Source organism: Marinobacter sp. UBA3604, assembly GCF_002375325.1.
In the GTDB taxonomy this organism is placed as follows: domain Bacteria; phylum Pseudomonadota; class Gammaproteobacteria; order Pseudomonadales; family Oleiphilaceae; genus Marinobacter; species Marinobacter salarius.
In genome coordinates this window covers 114881-133342 of sequence record NZ_DFMB01000015.1, presented here as the reverse complement: position 1 = coordinate 133342, position 18462 = coordinate 114881, and the positions used below count along the sequence as shown (strand labels likewise).

General features: G+C 57.4%; 13 protein-coding genes. 9 read left to right on the top strand and 4 right to left on the bottom strand.

The window, feature by feature from the left end; genetic code table 11:
• Positions 1 to 128 precede the first annotated feature (128 nt).
• The 5 genes from B2590_RS04705 to B2590_RS04685 all read left to right on the top strand — a co-directional run bounded on the left by B2590_RS04705 (position 129) and on the right by B2590_RS04685 (position 7129).
• Positions 129 to 1946 (top strand): S8 family serine peptidase, encoded by a 1818-nt coding sequence (locus B2590_RS04705; protein WP_286810892.1) that lies wholly within the window; start codon positions 129 to 131, stop codon positions 1944 to 1946.
• Complete coding sequence (locus tag B2590_RS04700; protein WP_286810891.1) at positions 1864 to 2754, top strand: hypothetical protein; 891 nt, start codon at positions 1864 to 1866, stop codon at positions 2752 to 2754. The genes B2590_RS04705 and B2590_RS04700 overlap by 83 nt, the downstream gene beginning before the upstream one ends.
• Entirely contained in the window at positions 2751 to 3242 is a 492-nt protein-coding gene (locus B2590_RS04695) for a protease complex subunit PrcB family protein (RefSeq protein ID WP_075196546.1), read from the top strand. The genes B2590_RS04700 and B2590_RS04695 overlap by 4 nt, the downstream gene beginning before the upstream one ends.
• Before the next feature lie 114 nt (positions 3243 to 3356).
• Positions 3357 to 5252, top strand: a complete 1896-nt coding sequence (gene parE / locus B2590_RS04690; protein WP_091640957.1) for a DNA topoisomerase IV subunit B — start codon at positions 3357 to 3359, stop codon at positions 5250 to 5252.
• Between the two features lie 101 nt (positions 5253 to 5353).
• Entirely contained in the window at positions 5354 to 7129 is a 1776-nt protein-coding gene (locus B2590_RS04685; RefSeq protein WP_075196544.1) for an SLC13 family permease, read from the top strand.
• Here the strand turns inward: B2590_RS04685 and B2590_RS04680 are convergent.
• Positions 7116 to 8411, bottom strand: a complete 1296-nt coding sequence (locus B2590_RS04680; protein ID WP_036209674.1) for an EAL domain-containing protein — start codon at positions 8409 to 8411, stop codon at positions 7116 to 7118. The two genes, B2590_RS04685 and B2590_RS04680, sit on opposite strands and share 14 nt — an antisense overlap.
• Before the next feature lie 553 nt (positions 8412 to 8964).
• Here B2590_RS04680 and B2590_RS04675 point away from each other — a divergent pair.
• Positions 8965 to 9525 carry a cytochrome b gene (locus tag B2590_RS04675; RefSeq protein ID WP_286810889.1) on the top strand — a complete coding sequence of 187 codons (561 nt, stop codon included), beginning with the start codon at positions 8965 to 8967 and terminating at the stop codon, positions 9523 to 9525.
• 53 nt (positions 9526 to 9578) lie between these two features.
• Complete coding sequence (locus tag B2590_RS04670) at positions 9579 to 10160, top strand: YceI family protein (protein ID WP_036209679.1); 582 nt, start codon at positions 9579 to 9581, stop codon at positions 10158 to 10160.
• Positions 10161 to 10365: 205 nt separating this feature from the next.
• Here B2590_RS04670 and B2590_RS04665 read toward each other — a convergent pair whose 3' ends face one another.
• Entirely contained in the window at positions 10366 to 10605 is a 240-nt protein-coding gene (locus B2590_RS04665; RefSeq protein ID WP_036209682.1) for a hypothetical protein, read from the bottom strand.
• A gap of 210 nt (positions 10606 to 10815) precedes the next feature.
• Here B2590_RS04665 and parC point away from each other — a divergent pair, with 210 nt between their 5' ends.
• Both parC and serB read left to right on the top strand, forming a co-directional pair.
• Positions 10816 to 13140, top strand: coding sequence for a DNA topoisomerase IV subunit A (parC, locus tag B2590_RS04660; protein ID WP_036209686.1), 2325 nt, complete (start codon positions 10816 to 10818; stop codon positions 13138 to 13140).
• Positions 13133 to 14356 carry a phosphoserine phosphatase SerB gene (gene serB, locus B2590_RS04655; protein WP_136633265.1) on the top strand — a complete coding sequence of 408 codons (1224 nt, stop codon included), beginning with the start codon at positions 13133 to 13135 and terminating at the stop codon, positions 14354 to 14356. Before parC ends, serB begins: the two co-directional genes overlap by 8 nt.
• Before the next feature lie 39 nt (positions 14357 to 14395).
• On the opposite strand, the gene B2590_RS04650 is transcribed toward serB, so the two are convergent.
• Both B2590_RS04650 and B2590_RS04645 read right to left on the bottom strand, forming a co-directional pair.
• Positions 14396 to 16483 (bottom strand): EAL domain-containing response regulator, encoded by a 2088-nt coding sequence (locus B2590_RS04650; RefSeq protein WP_036209690.1) that lies wholly within the window; start codon positions 16481 to 16483, stop codon positions 14396 to 14398.
• A gap of 159 nt (positions 16484 to 16642) precedes the next feature.
• A complete protein-coding gene (locus B2590_RS04645) occupies positions 16643 to 18445 on the bottom strand; it encodes a GTPase (protein ID WP_273066141.1) in 1803 nt (600 codons plus the stop codon).
• Positions 18446 to 18462: the final 17 nt, after the last annotated feature.

Sequence of the window (18462 nt, the reverse complement as noted above, 5' to 3'; positions counted from 1 at the left end):
CAGGCGGTTTTTTGCATCTGATTATGGGTTTGGAACGTAATCGGTTTCATAGGCGTTTAATGAGTACCATACTGAAAGCATATGGTGTCGTTCTCGCACTTCTAAGTTGTCGTCCTTGTGAGCCCATTATGATTCGGACTGTTCCTGTTACTGCTGGTTTGATCTCGTTTACATTGCTGTTCGCAGGCTGCGGCGGTGGTGGATCCGGTGGTAGCAGTGAGGCGCAACCCGATCTGAGTGGGGTGATTGACATCGAGAGCGGTACACGGGTGGACTCCGATACCGCAGATGATCGTCGTGTTGACCTTGCCACCGCCAATAACACGGCCGTGTCTGCCCAGACTCTGCCGCCGGGCGCAACGGTGGGTGGCTATCTGAGTTCTGGCTCCGATACCTACGCAAATTTTTTCCAGTACTTTGAAGATGCCGTTGATGTCTACGCCGTAGACCTGTCACCCGGAGACCGCGTCTCTTTTCAGGTGTTCAGTTCTCCGGAGGATCTCCTGCCCGCTGGCGCAGCGGCGCCGGAGCGTTCTCTTCGGATACTGAAACAGCAGGCGGGAACCGTTGTGGAAGTGGCGTCTCAGTCTGCTTCGGGTGATCTGCGACCGCTGGTCGAGGTGCTCGACGACACTTTCGAGCCCGGCTCTTACCTGGTGGAAGTCAGTACCACCAGCGGTATTCCATTTCGGTACGTGCTGTCGCTGGCAGGTGAAGGAACAGCCAGCGTGATGAACACCAGCTACTCGACGCCGCCATTCATGATTGATGAAGCCGTAGTCACCCTCGCGCCAGCCTCGGGGAACCTGCCAGTGATCGCAGCGATGGCGACGTCACAGCGCAGGGAACTGGGTCGAGGTGCCTGGCTGGTGCGCCGTGACCGGCCACGAAACCTGGCAACCATGTCGTCCGGGCAGCGAGAAAGTGCGCGTCAGGAAACCCTGGAATGGGTCAGGGAGTTGCAGCAACAGCCCGGTGTGACATCGGCGGAGCCGAACTACCTCTATTCCTCCCAACAAGTGTCCCCGGACAATGATCCACTCTACAGTCGCCAATGGAGTCTGCCACTGATTCAAACGCCGTTGGCCTGGCAGGCCGCACCGAGTGCGGGTGCAGATATTGGTATCGCGGTCATGGATACCGGCGTATTCCGCTCGCCACCGACGGCGACGGGCGACTGGCATCCGGACTTGAGCGCCAATGTGCAACTGATCCCAGGGCAGATCATGGATTACGTATCGGGTGATCTGGATATTGATCGGGAGGACAGTGGCCAACGTGACACAAACCCCGCCGACCCGGGTGACGGCAAGGCCCGGAGCAGTAATTTCCACGGAACCCATGTGGCAGGTATTGCCGCTGCCGTTGATAACACCCAGGGTGTCGTCGGGGTTTCGCCGGGGGCCACTATCTATCCGGTACGGGTGCTCGGGCGTGACGGTGTAGGGTCGTCCGCTGACCTGATTGACGCCCTGAACTGGGCAGCCGGCCGGAATGAAATAGATGTGATTAATCTCAGTCTCGGTGGGCTTGGCCCAAGCAACGCGCTCAAGCAGGCGATCGACGCCGCCTGGAATGGTGGCAACGGCAAACTGATTGTTGCCGCTGCTGGCAACCAGGGCACGGACGAGCCTACCTACCCCGCTGCCTATCCCAACGTTGTCGGAGTGGGGGCTGTAGACGGCGGAAGTGTGCGTGCCTCGTATTCCAACGTTGGCCAGTCCGTCGACGTGGTTGCTCCGGGTGGTGATGCAAGCAGGGATGCCAATCAGGACGGTACGGCCGATGTCATTGTCAGCGCCTGGGGGCGCGACGATACGGGCTCATTCGAGCCGGGATACGCTGGCCTGCAGGGCACCTCATGTGGCGGGCGTTTACGCCCTGATGAAGGCGGAAGTGCCGACCATTACCCCTGCCGGATTTCAGAGTTTCCTGGTAAATGGTGACCTTACGGACGATGTGGGGCCCGCGTTTGAATACGGAGCGGGGCAGATCAACGCACTGGCAGCGATGGATGCGGCGCTGGACGGCAATTTCCCAATCACTCTTGGTTCCTCGCCCACCGCTATACAGTTCAATGCTGCGGTGCTTAGTGAACAGCTGGTATTTTCGACCTACCCCGAAGGGGAGAGCGTCACCATCACAGACGTGGACCCTGGTGCGCCATGGCTTGATGTGAGTGAACCCAGCGATGCGCGACCGTTGTCACTGACAGTGACCGCAGACCCTACGCAACTGGGGGGTGACGGGCGCTACATGGCAACGCTGGTGATTACTTATCAAGCAGACGGCGCACCTGCTGCAACGCTTATGATTCCGGTATCTCTCAGCCTGGGTAGTTCATCGGATGAACGGAACGCAGGCCGACACTATGTATTGCTGGTCAGTGCGGACGACGAGCGCGATACTCTTGAGCAGGCCGTTGTCTCCGCCTCCCGGGGGCGGTACGAATTTGCGTTTGACGAGGTTGAGGCCGGTGAGTATTTCCTGGTTGCCGGCAGCGACATGGACAACAACGGGCTGATTTGTGAAAACGGCGAGGCCTGTGCCGAATATCCGGTCAATGGGTTACCTGAAAAAATCGTTATTGGCGAAGAACCGGTAGGCGGGGTAAGGTTGAGTACCAGTTTTCGTCGGCCCACCATTACCTCCCTGGGTCTGCCCAGAGTGGGCTTTGAGGGGTATCGCCTGAGATCAGGCCCGAAGTCAAAAACTGGCGGTGAGCCGATCCGCAACGTGGAGAGTACCCGTTGACCTACCGTTTTACGCTGCTACCACTCTGTGTACTCGTGCTCAGTCTGATCACAGGCTGTGCGATCAATCGCTCGGCGACCGCTGATGGTGCGCCTCTGGCGAGACAGGTCACTGAGTCCGATCACTGTGGGCTCACGGCGCCGGGACTGGTCTATGTGTCCAGTGCCGGAGATCTGGACAAGCTTGCCCAACTGCCCTCCGGAAACCTGGCGCTGAGCATGCTTCGCGCCATTGATTTCAATGAGGAACATCTGGTGTTGGTGGGGCTGGGGCAGAAAACCACTGGCGGCTACGGCCTGACACTGACGTCGTCCGAGATCGTAGACGATGTTCTGGAGTTGGCGGTCAAGGTCAGGCGGCCGGCGGCAGACGCCATGGTAACCCAGGCGTTGACCACACCCTGTGCAGTGATCGCCATCAGCCCCGAAGAGTGGGAGCAGTTGCGGGTGTCCGGGGAAGGCCTCGGGCGTTTCTCGCGACAGCGTTAACGGCGCCGGGGCCGTGCTGGTCCACACCAGCACAAAACAACCGTTGATCTTTCCCTGCGAATCCCTAAGCTATGGGCCAGTTTTATAACAAACCCGTGGAGTCGCTTCCTTCCCATGAGCCAGAAACAGTACAACGCCGATGCCATTGAAGTTCTGAGTGGTCTGGACCCTGTCCGCAAACGCCCAGGCATGTACACCGATACCAGTCGGCCCAACCATCTGGCCCAGGAAGTCATTGATAACAGTGTCGACGAAGCGCTGGCGGGGCACGCCCGCAGGATCGATGTCGTCCTGCACAGCGATGGTTCCCTGAGCGTGGAAGACGACGGCCGCGGGATGCCGGTCGACATGCACAAGGAACATGGGGTTCCGGGTGTGGAGCTGATTCTGACTCGCCTCCACGCCGGCGGTAAATTCTCCCAGGGTAACTACAACTTTTCCGGTGGCCTGCATGGGGTAGGTGTCTCGGTGGTCAACGCCCTGTCGACGCTCCTTGAGGTTTCCATCAAGCGTGATGGGCAACTGCACCGGATGACCTTCGCCAACGGCCACAAGAAGACGGAACTAACAGTTGTCGACTCTGTGGGCAAGCGGAACACCGGTACCCGATTGAAGTTCACCCCGGACCCAAGCTACTTCGACAGCCCGAAATTTTCCGTCAGCCGTTTGCGCCACAACCTGCGCGCCAAGGCCGTTCTCTGTCCCGGCCTGAACGTCACTTTCCTGCAGGAACACACCGGTGATAAAGATGAATGGTGCTACGAGGGCGGTTTGCGGGACTACCTGCGCACCGAGCTTGCCGACATCGAAGCCGTACCGCTGGAGCCGTTCACGGGCAGCTTTTCCGGCAACAAGGAAGCGGTGGACTGGGCGTTCCAGTGGTTGCCGGAAGGTGGCGAAGCGGTTATGGAGAGTTACGTTAACCTGATTCCGACCGCCCAGGGCGGCACCCACGTGAACGGCCTGCGTACCGGCCTGCTGGAGGCCATGAGGGAGTTCTGTGAGTTCCGTAACCTGTTGCCCCGGGGCGTCAAGTTGTCTCCTGAAGACATCTGGGAACGCTGCGCCTATGTGTTGTCGTTCAAGATGCAGGAACCCCAGTTTTCCGGCCAGACAAAGGAACGGTTGTCCTCCCGGGAAGCTGCCGCGTTTATTTCCGGTGTGGTGAAGGACGCGTTCAGCTTGTGGCTGAATCAGCATACGGACATTGCCGAAGCGCTTGCTGAGTTGTTCATCAGCAATGCACAGCGCCGTTTGAGGGCCAGCAAGAAAGTGGCCCGCAAGAAGGTCACATCCGGTCCGGCGTTGCCCGGGAAACTGGCGGATTGTTCTGGCAGCGACACCAATCGCTCGGAACTTTTTCTGGTTGAGGGTGACTCCGCCGGCGGCTCCGCGAAACAGGCCCGTGACCGTGAATTTCAGGCGGTCATGCCCCTGCGAGGCAAGATTCTCAATACCTGGGAAGTGGACTCCAGCGAAATTCTTGCTTCCCAGGAAGTCCATGACATTGCCGTTGCCATTGGGGTAGATCCCGGCTCCGACAAACTGGAAGGCCTGCGTTACAACAAGATCTGCATCCTGGCGGACGCCGACTCCGATGGCCTACACATCGCCACCCTGTTGTGCGCGTTGTTCGTCAAGCATTTCCGACCGGTGGTTGCTGCCGGCCACGTATTTGTTGCCATGCCTCCGCTGTATCGTGTTGATTTGGGAAAGGAAACCTTTTACGCCCTTGATGAGCACGAAAAGCAGGGCATTATCGACCGGCTGGCGGCCGAAAACCGTCGCGGCAAGATTTCCGTTACCCGTTTCAAGGGCCTGGGCGAGATGAATCCGCTCCAGCTGCGCGAGACGACAATGGCGCCGGATACCCGCCGGCTGGTGATGCTGACCATTGAGGACGGCGACGATACCGACAGCCGCATGGACATGCTGCTGGGTAAAAAGCGGGCGTCTGACCGCCGCACTTGGCTGGAGACTTACGGAAATATGGCGGATATCGAGGTCTGAACAGCTCCATATTTCTTCTGGTGCTTTAAACAGCATCCTTTATTCTTTCTAAGTATTCGGCAAACTCGTTATCCTGCCCCTTTTATCCAAAGGACCACCAGATGGATTGGCAGGGCTGGTTTGCATTAAGCCTTACGGGTGTGGCGTTGTTATTGATGAGTGTCGGGCGGTTCGGCCCGCATCTCGTCATGCTGGGTGTACTCATCGTTCTCAGTGCCAGCGGCATTATCAGCGCCGATCAGGCTCTTGCCGGATTCAGTAACAGTGGATTGATCACGGTGGTTGCCATGTTCGTGGTGGCGGCGGGCATTCACCATTCCGGTGGAGTGGACCTGGTTGTCCATCACCTGCTCAGGTCGCCTCGTACGGTGCGCTCGGCCCAGGCCCGCATCGCATTCCCTGTCGCGTTGCTGAGCGGCTTCCTCAACAACACCCCGGTAGTGGCCACCATGATTCCCGCGGTCCATGCCTGGTCCCGCAAGATTGGCATATCACCCTCGAAACTGATGATCCCCCTGAGTTACTCCGCCATTCTGGGTGGTACCCTCACCCTGATTGGCACCAGCACCAACCTGGTGGTCAATGGCCAGTACCAGCAATTGACCGGGGAGGGCGGTTTCTCGATCTTTTCCATCACCGCCGTTGGGTTGCCGGTTGCTGTGATCGGCTTGGCTGTCATGCTTCTGGTGTTACCGAGGGCGCTTCCGGATCGTAAGGACCAGCAGAAGTTCGGTTCCATGCGGGAGTTCACCCTGGAGGTGGCAGTTGCCTTTGATGGGCCGTTGGTGGGCAAGAGTGTCGGAGAGGCCGGGCTGCGTGAGTTGGAGAGGCTGTATCTCGTCGAGATCGAGCGGGATGGCAGCGTTGTTACGGCGGTACCTTCGGAAGAACGCCTTCGAGGCGGTGACCGGTTGGTCTTTGCTGGCGATACCCAGGCTATTTCCGATCTGCTGCGAATCAACGGTATTGTCCCTTCGGTACACGATGATGAGCCAAGCCTGAGTAAAGACCGGGCAGAGCGCCGGCTGGTTGAAGCCGCGCTGTCCCCGCAGTCGGAAGTGCTGGGTCTGACCATCCGGGATGCCCGTTTTCGGGATCGCTATGGCGCGGTGGTATTGGCAGTCGCCCGGGGTGGTGAGCGGGTGTCGGGCAATCTCGGCAATATTCGTCTGAAAACCGGCGACGTTCTGTTGCTGGAGGCACGTCCCGCTTTTGTCAGTCGTCAGCGATACGCCAAGGACTTCCTGCTGATCAACGACCTGGAAACCGAAACACCCCGCCATGACCGTGCCTATCTGTCTTGGGGCATCCTGCTGGTGCTCGTGGGCGCTGCCGCTTTTGGGGCATTGAGCATGCTGAACGCCGCGCTGATGGGGGCGGCCCTGATGGTTCTTAGCGGTTGCTGTTCCGTCGGTCAGGCGCAGAAAGCGGTGGATGTACCAGTGATGCTTACAATTGCTGCGTCATTTGCCTTAGGGGCTGCGCTTCAGGAAACCGGGGCTGCAGGTTATGTTGCGACGGGCATTCTGGAGGTGAGCAGTGGTCACCCGCTGCTGACCATCCTGCTGGTGTACTTCGCGGTATCGGTGCTGACCGAGGTCATTACTAACAACGCAGCCGCAGTGTTGGTACTTCCCATTGTACTGTCAATGACAACGGCCCTGGGGATCGCGTCAGAGCCCTATGTTATCGCCGTGATGATGGCGGCATCCGCCAGTTTTGCCACACCACTGGGCTACCAGACCAATATGATGGTGTTTGGGCCAGGGGGATACCGGTTTATGGACTTCGTAAAGGTAGGCCTGCCGATGAACCTGTTTATCGGGCTGGTGACCGTCGGCGTGATCTCGGTGGTCTACGGGATCAGCCTTTCCTGAGGGCGGTTTCGGTAGGGTTGGCGAGAATGTCGCAGCAAAGAACCCTCAGCTCGCCCTTGTGGTAGTAACCGAGGGACAGGGTAACGCACATGTATGCGCCGGTAATACAGAGGTAGGGCGCGGTTATATGAACATGGCCTGGCTGGGCAATGGCCTGGCGTAGATACTGTTGGCGATACCAGTCGGCACTGGTGGTGCTTTCCAGCGGCCGGAATCGAGGGTCCAGGCCCCGGGCTGTGGCGTCCGATACCATGGTGTCATCAATTTGTACGCCGTTGGCATCGACCAGGTAACACCGCGACACCGCAGGATGATTCAGCAGGCTACTGCATGCCTCGTTCATCGGCATGCCCTGCGAGAGTGTGTCTACGGCACTACGAAAGAAATCCTCGAAGTAGGAAATCAGTTGCTGTGTTGGGTCTCTCGTTATCCGGTTTTTGCTCTTATAGTCTCTCAGTAACCCGTCCAGGTCCGTCACTTTGTGGGGAATGTCCGCCAGGGCAGTACTTGGCCTGCTGAAATAGAATCCCTGGACAAAATCAACGCCCGCGTCGATAGCAATCATTGCCTGGTCGTGAGTTTCCACGCCTTCAAGGAGTACTAGGCACCCAGACTGATGCAGCAAAGAGACGATGCCGTTGAGTATCTGTCTGGCCTTGTGGTCGTCTGTGGCCCGAGTCAGAAGCTTACGGTCCAGCTTCACGATATCCGGTGACAGGTTCCAGATGCGCTCAAAGTTGGAATGCCCAGCACCAAAGTCATCGATAGCGGTCAGGCAGCCCAGCTGTTGGTAGTAGGCAACGGTTTCTCGCAGTCGTTCTGCGTCGTCCGTTGGCTGCTCCACAATCTCCATCACGATGCGATGGGGGGGCAGGCCCGTTTTCTTCAACAGTTCGCCGAAAAAGCTGTCGGCACGGTTGCCAGCTGAAACCACACGGGGAGATACGTTAAGGAACAGCCAGTTCAGCTGGTCCTGGAATCCGGAATAGTTGCTGATGTGCAGGTATCGGCACAGGCGATCAAGCAGCAGGTTTTCGGCGTCAGAGCTCGGTAGCTCGAACAAATGAAGGGGTAATACCGCAGCATTATCGGTATCAAAGGCGCGAATCAGCGCTTCGTAGCCGACAACCCGTTTGTGGGAAATACTGAATATTGGCTGCAGCGCCGTTCGTAAAGTCAGGCCCTGGTAGTCGGCCGTCCATGATTCCCCCTCCCTGGTTAACATAGGCGACAGCACATCAACTTCCGGTGCGGTCATCTGCTCTGGGAGGGTTCGCGACATAGGCCTTTTCTGGTCCGGATAAACGAAAACATCGGGAAAGCCTGTGGCAGCCCGATCTGTTGATCCTGGTCGCATTTCGTTGACTTATAGGAAAGTAAATCAGTCAGCACGAACAGGATGGTCTAGATAGACAGAAGAGTGCCAAAAACAGCGGGTTATTACCACTATTTCATGTAAAAACAGGCAACGTCAGGCGGCAATGCGCAGGTGGGTGAGCAGGACCGGTGTCCGGCAGCTCCGGTGGGAGCTGCAGGGAATCAGTTGTTGCTGGGTACTGCGACGGATTCGTCGAATTCAAGTTCCATGTTTATTCCTCTCGTTCACTGAGTGACCCGAACCGGGTAAATAAAGTATGTAGAAAGTTTATCGTACCCATTGTTTTCCACAATCCGTAAAACCCGTATCAGACCAAAGGTATAAGGGATCGTACGTATGGGGTTGTTCATCAGAAAATCTGATCCTCGTCTCCAAAACATTTTGATTGGTTTTGTGCGGGGCTCTTCCTAAACTGTTGGGATCTTGTCTGGTATCAGGGAGTGGGACGTTAAGCGTCATGCAGGTACGCAATTCGAGCAGTAATTTTGGTGTGGTATCCGTAGCCATTCATTGGCTGGTGGCTGTAGCGGTGTTTGGCCTATTCGGGCTGGGTTACTGGATGGTGGATCTATCCTATTACGACGACTGGTATCGCACCGGCCCGAATATCCATAGAAGTATCGGTATATTGCTGCTGTTGGTCATGCTGTTTCGCCTGGTGTGGCGACTGTTCAATCCGCTGCCGCGTGCACTCCCGAGCCATAGCCGACTGGAAGTGTTGGCCGCTCATGGCGCACACTCTCTGCTCTATGTGCTGATTTTTGTTGCTATGGCCAGTGGGTATCTCATTTCGACGGCGGATGGGTCCTCAATAAGTGTGTTCAACTGGTTTGATGTGCCTTCGGTGACCGGCCAGATTAAGGGGATGGAGGACACCGCCGGGCTTGTCCATTACTGGTCTACCTGGGCACTTGTCGTGCTTGCCGGGGTACACGGTCTGGCTGCGGTTAAGCATCATCTGATTGACCGGGACGACACCCTTCGACGCATGTTGGGTTCAGGTCGCCGCCAATCGTAATTCAGACTATCGATTCAATCGTGCCTACGGGCTGTTTCAACAAGGAGATGAACATGAAAAAATTGCTGCTTGCATCTGCGGTTGCACTTGCGGTGTCTGGCGGAGCCCAGGCATCCGAGCACAGTGGAACCTATGCTTTTGATACCAAGGGTTCCCACCAGTTTATTACGTTCAAGATTTCCCATCTGGGCTATAGCTGGTTGTATGGCCGGTTCAACGATTTCGATGGTGAATTTGTCTACGATGCACAGAATCCGGCGAACAGTTCCGTTGAAGTTGCCGTGGACACATCCAGCGTTGATTCCAACCACGCCGAGCGTGACAAGCACCTGCGCTCGGAAGACTTCCTGTACGTTGACGAATTCCCAGAGGCCACGTTCAAGAGTAAAAGAGTGGTTGTGGACGATGAGGGCGAGGCCGATATCGTCGGTGACCTGACCCTGCGTGGTGTGACGAAAGAGGTCACCCTGGACGTGGAAATGCTCGGGCATGGCGACGATCCATGGGGTGGTTACCGCATGGGGTTTGAAGCTGAAACCGAATTCAAGTTGACGGACTTCGGTATCCCCATGGATCTGGGCAAGGCGTCTGAAACGGTTGAGATGATCATTTCTGTGGAAGGCATTCGCCAGTAAAGGTTATTTAGCGGCCTCACCTCTGGCGTTGATTGGGGGTGGGGATCGTTTCCCTATCTGAAGTTTCCGAAACTCTGGTGCCTCACAGGCTTCCAATCTCCGTACTCATCTCCCCAGAGCACCAACGGCGCTACCCTTGGGGTCTTCACAGGTCTCGGGATTCATTGTCAGGATTACTGTGGACAGTGATTGGCAGGAATGCCTGCTAAAGCGTATCCGGGGACTCCTGGGCCGATTGTCCGTTCCGGCAGAGATGGCGCTGGCGCCAGAACTGGGCGAAGAAAATAACCAGTCCGATGAGCAACCCCGCCCACAGGTAAGGGCCCGCCAGTTGGAAAGTGCCGGTTATGGCAAACTCCACCAAGAGCATCAGGGTAAGAGCAAGAACAGCGTTCACCATGGCCGTAATCAGCGCCTGCCCACAGGCTTTCAGGTTGGGTCTCATAGTTCTCCACTCGTGGATGTCGTGAAACGGATCATCGTTTACTGATGGCGAGCATACGGTGAGGGTTACACTCTCTCCATGCGGGAATTCCGCTATTGGAAAATCCACGGGGTGTTGGTGTATCCGTCCCCGCCTCCATATAATGTGCAGTCCCGGCTTAGGCCGGGATAACCAGCGGAATTCATATCAGGCAATAACAAAGGGGCATCCATGCCAGAGTTTCAGACCACGGATGAAGGCTTTGAGCGGGTTTCATTGCGGGACTACACCGAAAAGGCCTACCTCGACTACTCCATGTACGTCATTCTGGACAGGGCGTTGCCCAACGTCGGAGACGGACTGAAGCCGGTGCAGCGGCGTATTATCTACGCCATGTCCGAGCTTGGTTTGAAATCCACCTCAAAGTATAAGAAGTCTGCCCGTACGGTGGGCGATGTCCTGGGTAAATTTCACCCCCATGGCGACAGTGCCTGCTACGAAGCCATGGTGTTGATGGCTCAGCCGTTTTCCTATCGCTACCCACTGGTGGATGGCCAGGGCAACTGGGGCGCGCCTGACGACCCCAAATCTTTCGCGGCCATGCGTTATACAGAATCCCGTCTCGCGAAATTCGCGGATGTCCTTCTCAGCGAGCTGGGGCAGGGCACAGTGGACTGGGTGCCAAACTTTGATGGCACCATGGACGAGCCTTCAGTATTGCCCGCGAGGCTGCCTCACGTACTTTTGAACGGCACCACCGGTATTGCCGTGGGTATGGCAACGGACATCCCGCCGCACAATGTCCGGGAGGTGGCAGCGGCCTGTGTAAGGCTGCTTGACCAGCCGGAGGCCACCACCGATGACCTGTGTGAGCATGTCCAGGGGCCAGACTTTCCCACCTACGCGGAGATCATTACGCCTCGCAAGGATATCCGCCAGATGTACGAGACCGGCCGGGGCTCGCTAAGAATGCGGGCGCGCTGGATCAACGAGAGCGGGGAAATCGTGGTGACCGACCTGCCTCATCAGGTCTCCGGGAACCGGGTGCTGGAGCAGATCGCCCAGCAGATGCAGACCAAAAAGCTGCCCATGGTCGCGGACCTGCGCGACGAATCCGACCATGAGAACCCGACCCGGCTGGTGATCGTTCCACGCTCCAATCGTGTGGATCAGGAAGGGCTGATGGCCCACCTGTTTGCCAGCACGGATCTGGAGAAAACCTATCGGGTGAATATCAACGTCATCGGCAATGACGGCCGCCCGGGCGTGAAGGGCCTGCGCGAAATGCTGACGGAGTGGCTCAGCTTCCGTCGCACCACCGTCACCCGGCGCCTGCAGCACAGGCTGGATAAGGTCCTGGCGCGTCTGCATATTCTTGAAGGCCTGTTGGTGGCCTATCTGAACATCGATGAAGTTATCGCGATTATCCGCTACGAAGATAAACCCAAAGCAGAGTTGATGTCCCGCTTCGGGCTGTCCGGAGAGCAGGCTGAAGCCATTCTTGAGTTGAAGTTGCGTCACCTGGCCAAGCTTGAGGAAATGAAAATCCGTGGCGAGCAGGACGAGCTGTCGGCTGAGCGGGATGAGCTGCAGGCGATTCTTGGCTCCGAGGACCGCCTGCGGGAGCTGATCAAGGACGAATTGCTGGCGGATGCGGAAACCTATGGGGATGATCGTCGTTCACCCATTGTCGAGCGCCGGGAAGCCAGGGCCTTCAGCGAAACCGAATTGGTTTCCAACGATCCGGTCACGGTTGTGCTGTCGGAGAAGGGCTGGGTCAGGGCGGCCAAAGGGCATGATATTGAGCCTGAGGGGCTTAGCTATAAGGCGGGTGACAGTTTTGCCATGGCTGCCAAGGGGCGTAATAACCAGCAGGCGGTATTCCTGGACTCCACGGGGCGGGCTTACTCCCTGGTCGCCCATACGTTTCCATCTGCGCGGGGGCAGGGCGAGCCTCTGAGTGGCCGTATCAATCCGCCGTCGGGGGCAACGTTCTCTGGGTTGCTGATGGGCGATCCAGCGCGGAAGGTGTTGTTGGTCACCGATGGCGGCTACGGATTCGTGACCTCCCTCAATGACATGATCAGCAAAAACCGCAACGGCAAGGCCGTGGTGTCGGTACCGAAAGGGGCGAAGATCATGTCGCCGGTGGTGGTGCCCGGCTCGGACAAGCCGCTTTATCTGGGCGCCATTTCCAATGAAGGACGGATGCTGGTGTTCCCGCTGAGCGAGCTGCCGGAGCTGGCCAAAGGCAAGGGCAACAAGATCATCAGCATTCCCTCGGCGCGGGTTCAGAACCGGGAAGAATATGTGGTGGCTGTTGCCGTTTTCGCTGAGGACGACCAATTGGAGATTCGTGCCGGCAAGCGCAAGATGGGGCTTCAGTTCAGCGATCTGGAGCACTACCTGGGCGAGCGTGGCCGCCGTGGCCATAAACTGCCTCGCGGGCTTCAGAGAGTGGATGCGATAGATGTGATTCAGTCAGCCAGCAATGCGGCAGGCGTTTCCGATGCAGACAGCGTTGCCAATGCAGAGGAGCAGCCTGACAGTGAGTGAACTGGTTCTGATTAACGTTTCGGGGCGCGACAAGCCGGGCCTGACGTCGGAGATAACCGGCATCATGGGACAGTACGATGTGCGTATTCTGGATATCGGCCAGGCGGTGATCCATGACCACCTGACCTGGGGTATCCTGATCGAGATCCCCGATGAGTCCAAATCCTCACCGGTGATTCGCGACCTTCTGTTCCGACTGCATGCGCTGGATCTGCAGGTGCGTTTTGCGCCGATTACGATCGAGGAGTATCAGCAGTGGGCGGAGGGGCGTAACCGCGCCTGTTACATCGTCACGCTGCTGTCGCGGGATATCAAGGCCGAGCAAATTGCGCGGGTGTCTGCGATTACCGCTCGCCATGGCCTGAACATCGATAACATCAGCCGGCTTTCTGCCCGCCCGTCGCTGAATTCCTCCGAGAACCGCATTGCCTGCGTGGAATTTTCTGTCCGTGGCACACCATCTGATCTCGAACAGCTGCGCTCCGACTTCCTGCATATCGCCGGAGAGATGAACGTGGATATTGCCTTCCAGGAGGACTCCATCTTCCGCCGTAATCGACGGCTTGTCGTGTTCGATATGGATTCCACCCTGATCGACGCCGAAGTGATCGACGAACTGGCTTTGGAAGCCGGCGTTGGGGCGCAGGTGGCGGAGATCACCGAGCGAGCTATGCAGGGTGAGCTGGATTTCGGGCAGAGCTTTGCAGAGCGTCTGGCGCTTCTCCAGGGGTTGGATGAATCCGTGCTTGAGGGCATCGCCGCCCGCCTGAATCTAACCGAAGGTGCGGAACACCTGATACTGAGCCTGAAATCCCTGGGCTACCGAACGGCGATACTGTCTGGTGGCTTCACCTACTTTGCTCGCCATCTGCAGAAAAAACTCGGGATTGACTATGTGTACGCCAACGAGCTGGAAATTGAAAACGGCAAGGTGACGGGCAGGGTGTCGGGCCAGATTGTTGATGGCAAGCGCAAGGCGGAACTGCTTCAGGAAATTGCGGAACGCGAGCATATTTCACGGGAACAGGTCATTGCGGTGGGTGATGGTGCCAATGATCTGCCCATGCTAAGCCAGGCGGGGCTCGGGGTGGCTTTTCGGGCCAAACCCCTGGTCAAGGAATCCGCACGGCATTCGATTTCGACGCTGGGGCTGGATGCGATCCTCTACCTGATCGGGTTCAGGGAAAGCGACAGTCTGCAGGCCCGGGAAAGGTAGCAGAACGCGCGGCATGGGAGGGCTATGCCGCGCGATTCTTCAGTGGTCACCGAAGTCGTAGTTCATCTCCGGAACCGGGGCCTGCAGATAATAGCCCTGGATGTAGTTCACTCCAGCCTGCCACAGGGTTGCAAGCACGCTGGCGTTCTCGACCAGAGGCACGATGGTCAGCTTGCCTGCACTCTGCAGGCTCTTGACCATTTCCTTGACCTCTTCCTTGGCGTCGTCCTTCTTCTGAAGTTCTTCAGTAAAGGAACCGTCGATCTTCACGTAATCCACGTCGATATGCTTCAGGGTATTGAACGGATTCAGAGCGCACCCGAACTGGCAGATCGAGACCTTGCAGTGCAGCTCGTGAACCGCCTTGGCGAACTCTTTGGCCTGTTTCATGTAGTTGTTGGCATCACCTTCGCGTATCTGGAAGATCAGTGAGTCGCCCGGCAGGCGAGCTGCCTTCAGGGCCACGCTCAGCCAGGGGGTAAAGGTTTTGTCTTCCAGGGTCTCTGCCGTCACGTTCAGGAACAGGCGGGTATCGTGCCCGCGCGATCGATGGCTGGAAAGCTGCTTGATGGTCTGCAGAATCACCCAGCGGTCAATCTTGATAGCCATCTCCGAGGGGCCAACGGGCGGCAGGAAGTCGTACGGTGAGACTTCCTCGTTGTCCTTGTTCAACATCCTGACGAAGGCCTCGTAGTGTTCTTCACCCTCGCCGCGTAGATTGATAATGGGTTGGAAAAGCAGCTTGAAGCGATTGTCATCCAGGGCTTTCTGGATGGCATCGACCGAGTTGCTTTCATCCATGGCCTCGTAATCTGCCGGGTTGTACACCAGAACGCCGTTGCCCTGCTCATGGCCCGGCTTTTTCTTCAGCTCCGATGAGGCGGTGTGGGCCCGGCCCATCAGGTCCGGTGCCTTGGGTGCATTCTCGGTAATCGCGGCAACGCCGATGCTGAGAGTCAGTTGTACCGTGCGGCCGTTGATGTCGAACAGATGGTCTTCGACCTTCTTGCGAATGGCTTCACATTGCTCCGCCATGACTTTCTCTTCGCACGGCTGGCACAGCAGGCAGAAGGCGTCGTCGCTGAGGCGGGCGAGGACCATATTCTCCGGCGCCTGCTCCTTCAGCAGAGTAGCCAGGTCGCCAAGCATCAGGTCGGCGCCGGCAATGCCCACCTGACCTTTCAGGCTCATGAAGTTGTCCAGGGCGATATAGGCCAGTGCACCAGTCTTGTTGTCCTTGCCAGCCGTCGCAATCGTTTGGCCCAAGGCATCCATCAGGTATTGACGGTTGAACAGGCCGGTTAGCAGGTCCTGGCTGCTGATCTGACGAATCTTCTCTTCCAGCTCCGCGTCGCTGTGCTCTGGCTGGATCACGATCTGGGTGCAGGTCTCACCATCATACGTCGCTGCGGATACCGACATGGTGACGCTGAGTTCCTGGTCGTCACTGCGGCGGGCGACGCAGTTCATGGTCATGCCATCCTCACCACTATCGGCGAAGGATTTCATGAACTCCTTGTATTTTTCCTGGCTTTCCGGTGTCAGGGTGTCGAGCACAGGGATGCAGATCAGGTCGTCGATGTCGTCGTAGCCCAGGAACTCCATGTACGATTGGTTGGCGTAGATGTGCATGCCATCGTTAATGTAGGCGATGGCGTCCTTGGAACTTTCCAGCAGAAGCTGGCAGCGTTGTTCAGATTCCCGTAGGTGGGATTCGAGAGTCCTGCGACGCCGCCGATCCTCCAGGGCGCTCAGCTCCCGGTTAACCACCAGCACCAACTGATCCGTGTTCTCGAACGGAACCGTGTCCTGTCCACCGGCTTTCATAATGGAGACTGTGCGCTCGCGATTGAATTCGCCGGTCAGGAGAACGAACGGAATGTCCTTGTCCAAGCGCCGAATCATCGCCAGGGCGCCATCTGCGCCGAACTCCTGTTCAACATCGTCGCGCGCTAAAAGCAGGTCCCAGTTACCCGTTTTCAGGGTTTCTTCAAGGTCTTCCTCGGACGTGATGCGATGGGCTCGCGTGGCTTTGCCCGAGTTTCGGAGCAGGCTGACCAGGGTCTCGGCGTCGTTCTGGGACGGATCAAGGATGAGCAGGTGTACGGTTGCGTTCTTTTTCTGCATTTCGTCAGATGTCTCGTGATACACGTTGGCTGTGCCGACACCTGTCGTAGAACTCAGAGCACGGGGCCGGCTTTCACTAACGCTGAATGATGCAGGGGTTACCGGTTAATAACAACCCTTCGGGCGGGTTCATAAGCGCCCGTTCACAGTAACGGTGCGCTATAGCGAGGGCCATAGTGAGTCGAACTCGTCTTCACTGGTGCCTGCCTCCGGCGGATTGCCGCCGGCTGGCGTTACACTGGCGCTCTGAAGCTTGAGTTCAAACTGACTGACACTGCCGGTCGCTGAAATCTTGCGGGACAGTGTGCCCTGATCTTCCCGACCGTCATGAAGCAATGAAATCCGGCTGCCGGACTGGAACGGAAGTCGCGGTGTGATTAGGGTTGCTGCCTGGTTAACGACGCTGATTTCCGGTAGCAAGAGGCCGCGCAGGTACTCGCTGCTGTTGCCAACTTTCTGAATCAGTCTTACGCCGCATGGCGCCGCACTGGGGGCCAAAAGCTCAATGCCAACCTGTGTGCCCTGGTTGCGAACCTGTCTTATCCAGCGCACAACCGCTACGCTCCAAGGGTGGTTTGACTGCTCGCGGACGCCGAGAACCTCGCCCGCCTGAAGGGAGGAGGGGACGTTGGTCTCCCACGCGGCGCAGTATCCGCCGGGACTAGTATTCACCAGCAGTGCATGGTGGCGCTTGGGTTTTCTTCGATCACTTTCACTGTCTGGTGTGGCGCCAATACTGTTACGGAAGTTGATTGGCGTATCTGCCGATTGCAATGGCTCGTCGTTGGGCCCGGCGTCATGGGCGCCGGCCCAGGCATCCTGTTTCTGCCGGGACGAGCGCAGGAACATGTTGTCGTCGCCGTTCTGGTTGTCGTTGCCGCTGACAAACTCGTTGAACGTTTTTTCGCCGGCCACGTAATAATGGGTTGCGGTCAGGCCTACGCATATCTCGAGCGTGCCCTGACTGGCAATGCGATTGAAGTTGCGCTTGGCAAGGATGCCGAGCGCCTGGCTCAGGTGAGTCAGAAGTGTGTCGCCAATGCGGGAGGGCAGCTCAAGTTCGCTGGACCCACCATCCCGTTTGTTGCGGGCGTGCAAGGCGTCCGTGATCTGTTCTGATAATTCCCGAGTGTCGAAGTTGTAGCAGTCGTTACCCGGCTTTTGTTCCAGCAGGCTGCGGTAGACCGGCGAGGTGTCCCGCTCCATGTTTACCACGAACAGGCTGTCGTTATCGGTTTCGGGCCCGCAGGAAACCAGGTGGGTCCAGTTCTCGAACAGCTCGTAAACCTGCGCCAACTCGCCTTGCCGGAGTTGATTGGGGCGGGCGCAGCCTAGCAGCAGGATGCGCTTGTAGCAGTCTTCCACGGAGCTTCCACGGCGATGGGTCAGAGTATCGTCGTCGACGGACAGCCCCTGAATCTTGTTGCGATGGGCGAATCGGAAAAGTCGATGACATTCCAGCCAACTTTGCGCAGGGCTTGGGCAATACAGTTGATGGGCCCTTACGATCGTAGCCGCCAACTCTGAGATGGCGCGGTGAATCGCTGTCGAGACCGCCTTGCGATTTTTGTCCAGGCCGCCGTTGTCCATGAACTCAAGCACACACAGTTTGTAGCCGCTGGCGGCATGGAGCTGCAGGGCTTGGGACAGATTGGCAACCTTGCGCTGTTTTTCCGGTAGGGCAACGGCCAAGCCAAGGTAGTGGCGAGACAGTTCGGAGCAGACGAAGTGAATCTTCGGGCGAATCAGTTCCAGCAGTTGCAGCCGCTGCTGAGGCGCGATAAACAGATGATTGAGTTCAATGATGGCGTGATAGAGCTGCCGGGAAGCTTCCCCAATATTCGCCATTGGTAACTGGTTTACCCAGTCCCTGAAGGCTTTGGGGGAAGTCTGGCAAAAAGAGAGACTTGCCGTCTTCTGTTCAGGAACGCGGAGATCGGGCTTCAGAATCATGCCTTCCATGCTATCACGCCAATTGT

Coding starts and splice junctions, on each gene's coding strand:
- parC (WP_036209686.1), top strand. CDS start 10,816: ATGCCAGAGTTTCAGACCACGGATGAAGGCTTTGAGCGGGTTTCATTG.
- B2590_RS04685 (WP_075196544.1), top strand. CDS start 5,354: ATGGATTGGCAGGGCTGGTTTGCATTAAGCCTTACGGGTGTGGCGTTG.
- B2590_RS04675 (WP_286810889.1), top strand. CDS start 8,965: ATGCAGGTACGCAATTCGAGCAGTAATTTTGGTGTGGTATCCGTAGCC.
- B2590_RS04665 (WP_036209682.1), bottom strand. CDS start 10,605: ATGAGACCCAACCTGAAAGCCTGTGGGCAGGCGCTGATTACGGCCATG.
- B2590_RS04650 (WP_036209690.1), bottom strand. CDS start 16,483: ATGCAGAAAAAGAACGCAACCGTACACCTGCTCATCCTTGATCCGTCC.
- B2590_RS04645 (WP_273066141.1), bottom strand. CDS start 18,445: ATGGAAGGCATGATTCTGAAGCCCGATCTCCGCGTTCCTGAACAGAAG.
- B2590_RS04680 (WP_036209674.1), bottom strand. CDS start 8,411: ATGTCGCGAACCCTCCCAGAGCAGATGACCGCACCGGAAGTTGATGTG.
- B2590_RS04705 (WP_286810892.1), top strand. CDS start 129: ATGATTCGGACTGTTCCTGTTACTGCTGGTTTGATCTCGTTTACATTG.
- parE (WP_091640957.1), top strand. CDS start 3,357: ATGAGCCAGAAACAGTACAACGCCGATGCCATTGAAGTTCTGAGTGGT.
- B2590_RS04670 (WP_036209679.1), top strand. CDS start 9,579: ATGAAAAAATTGCTGCTTGCATCTGCGGTTGCACTTGCGGTGTCTGGC.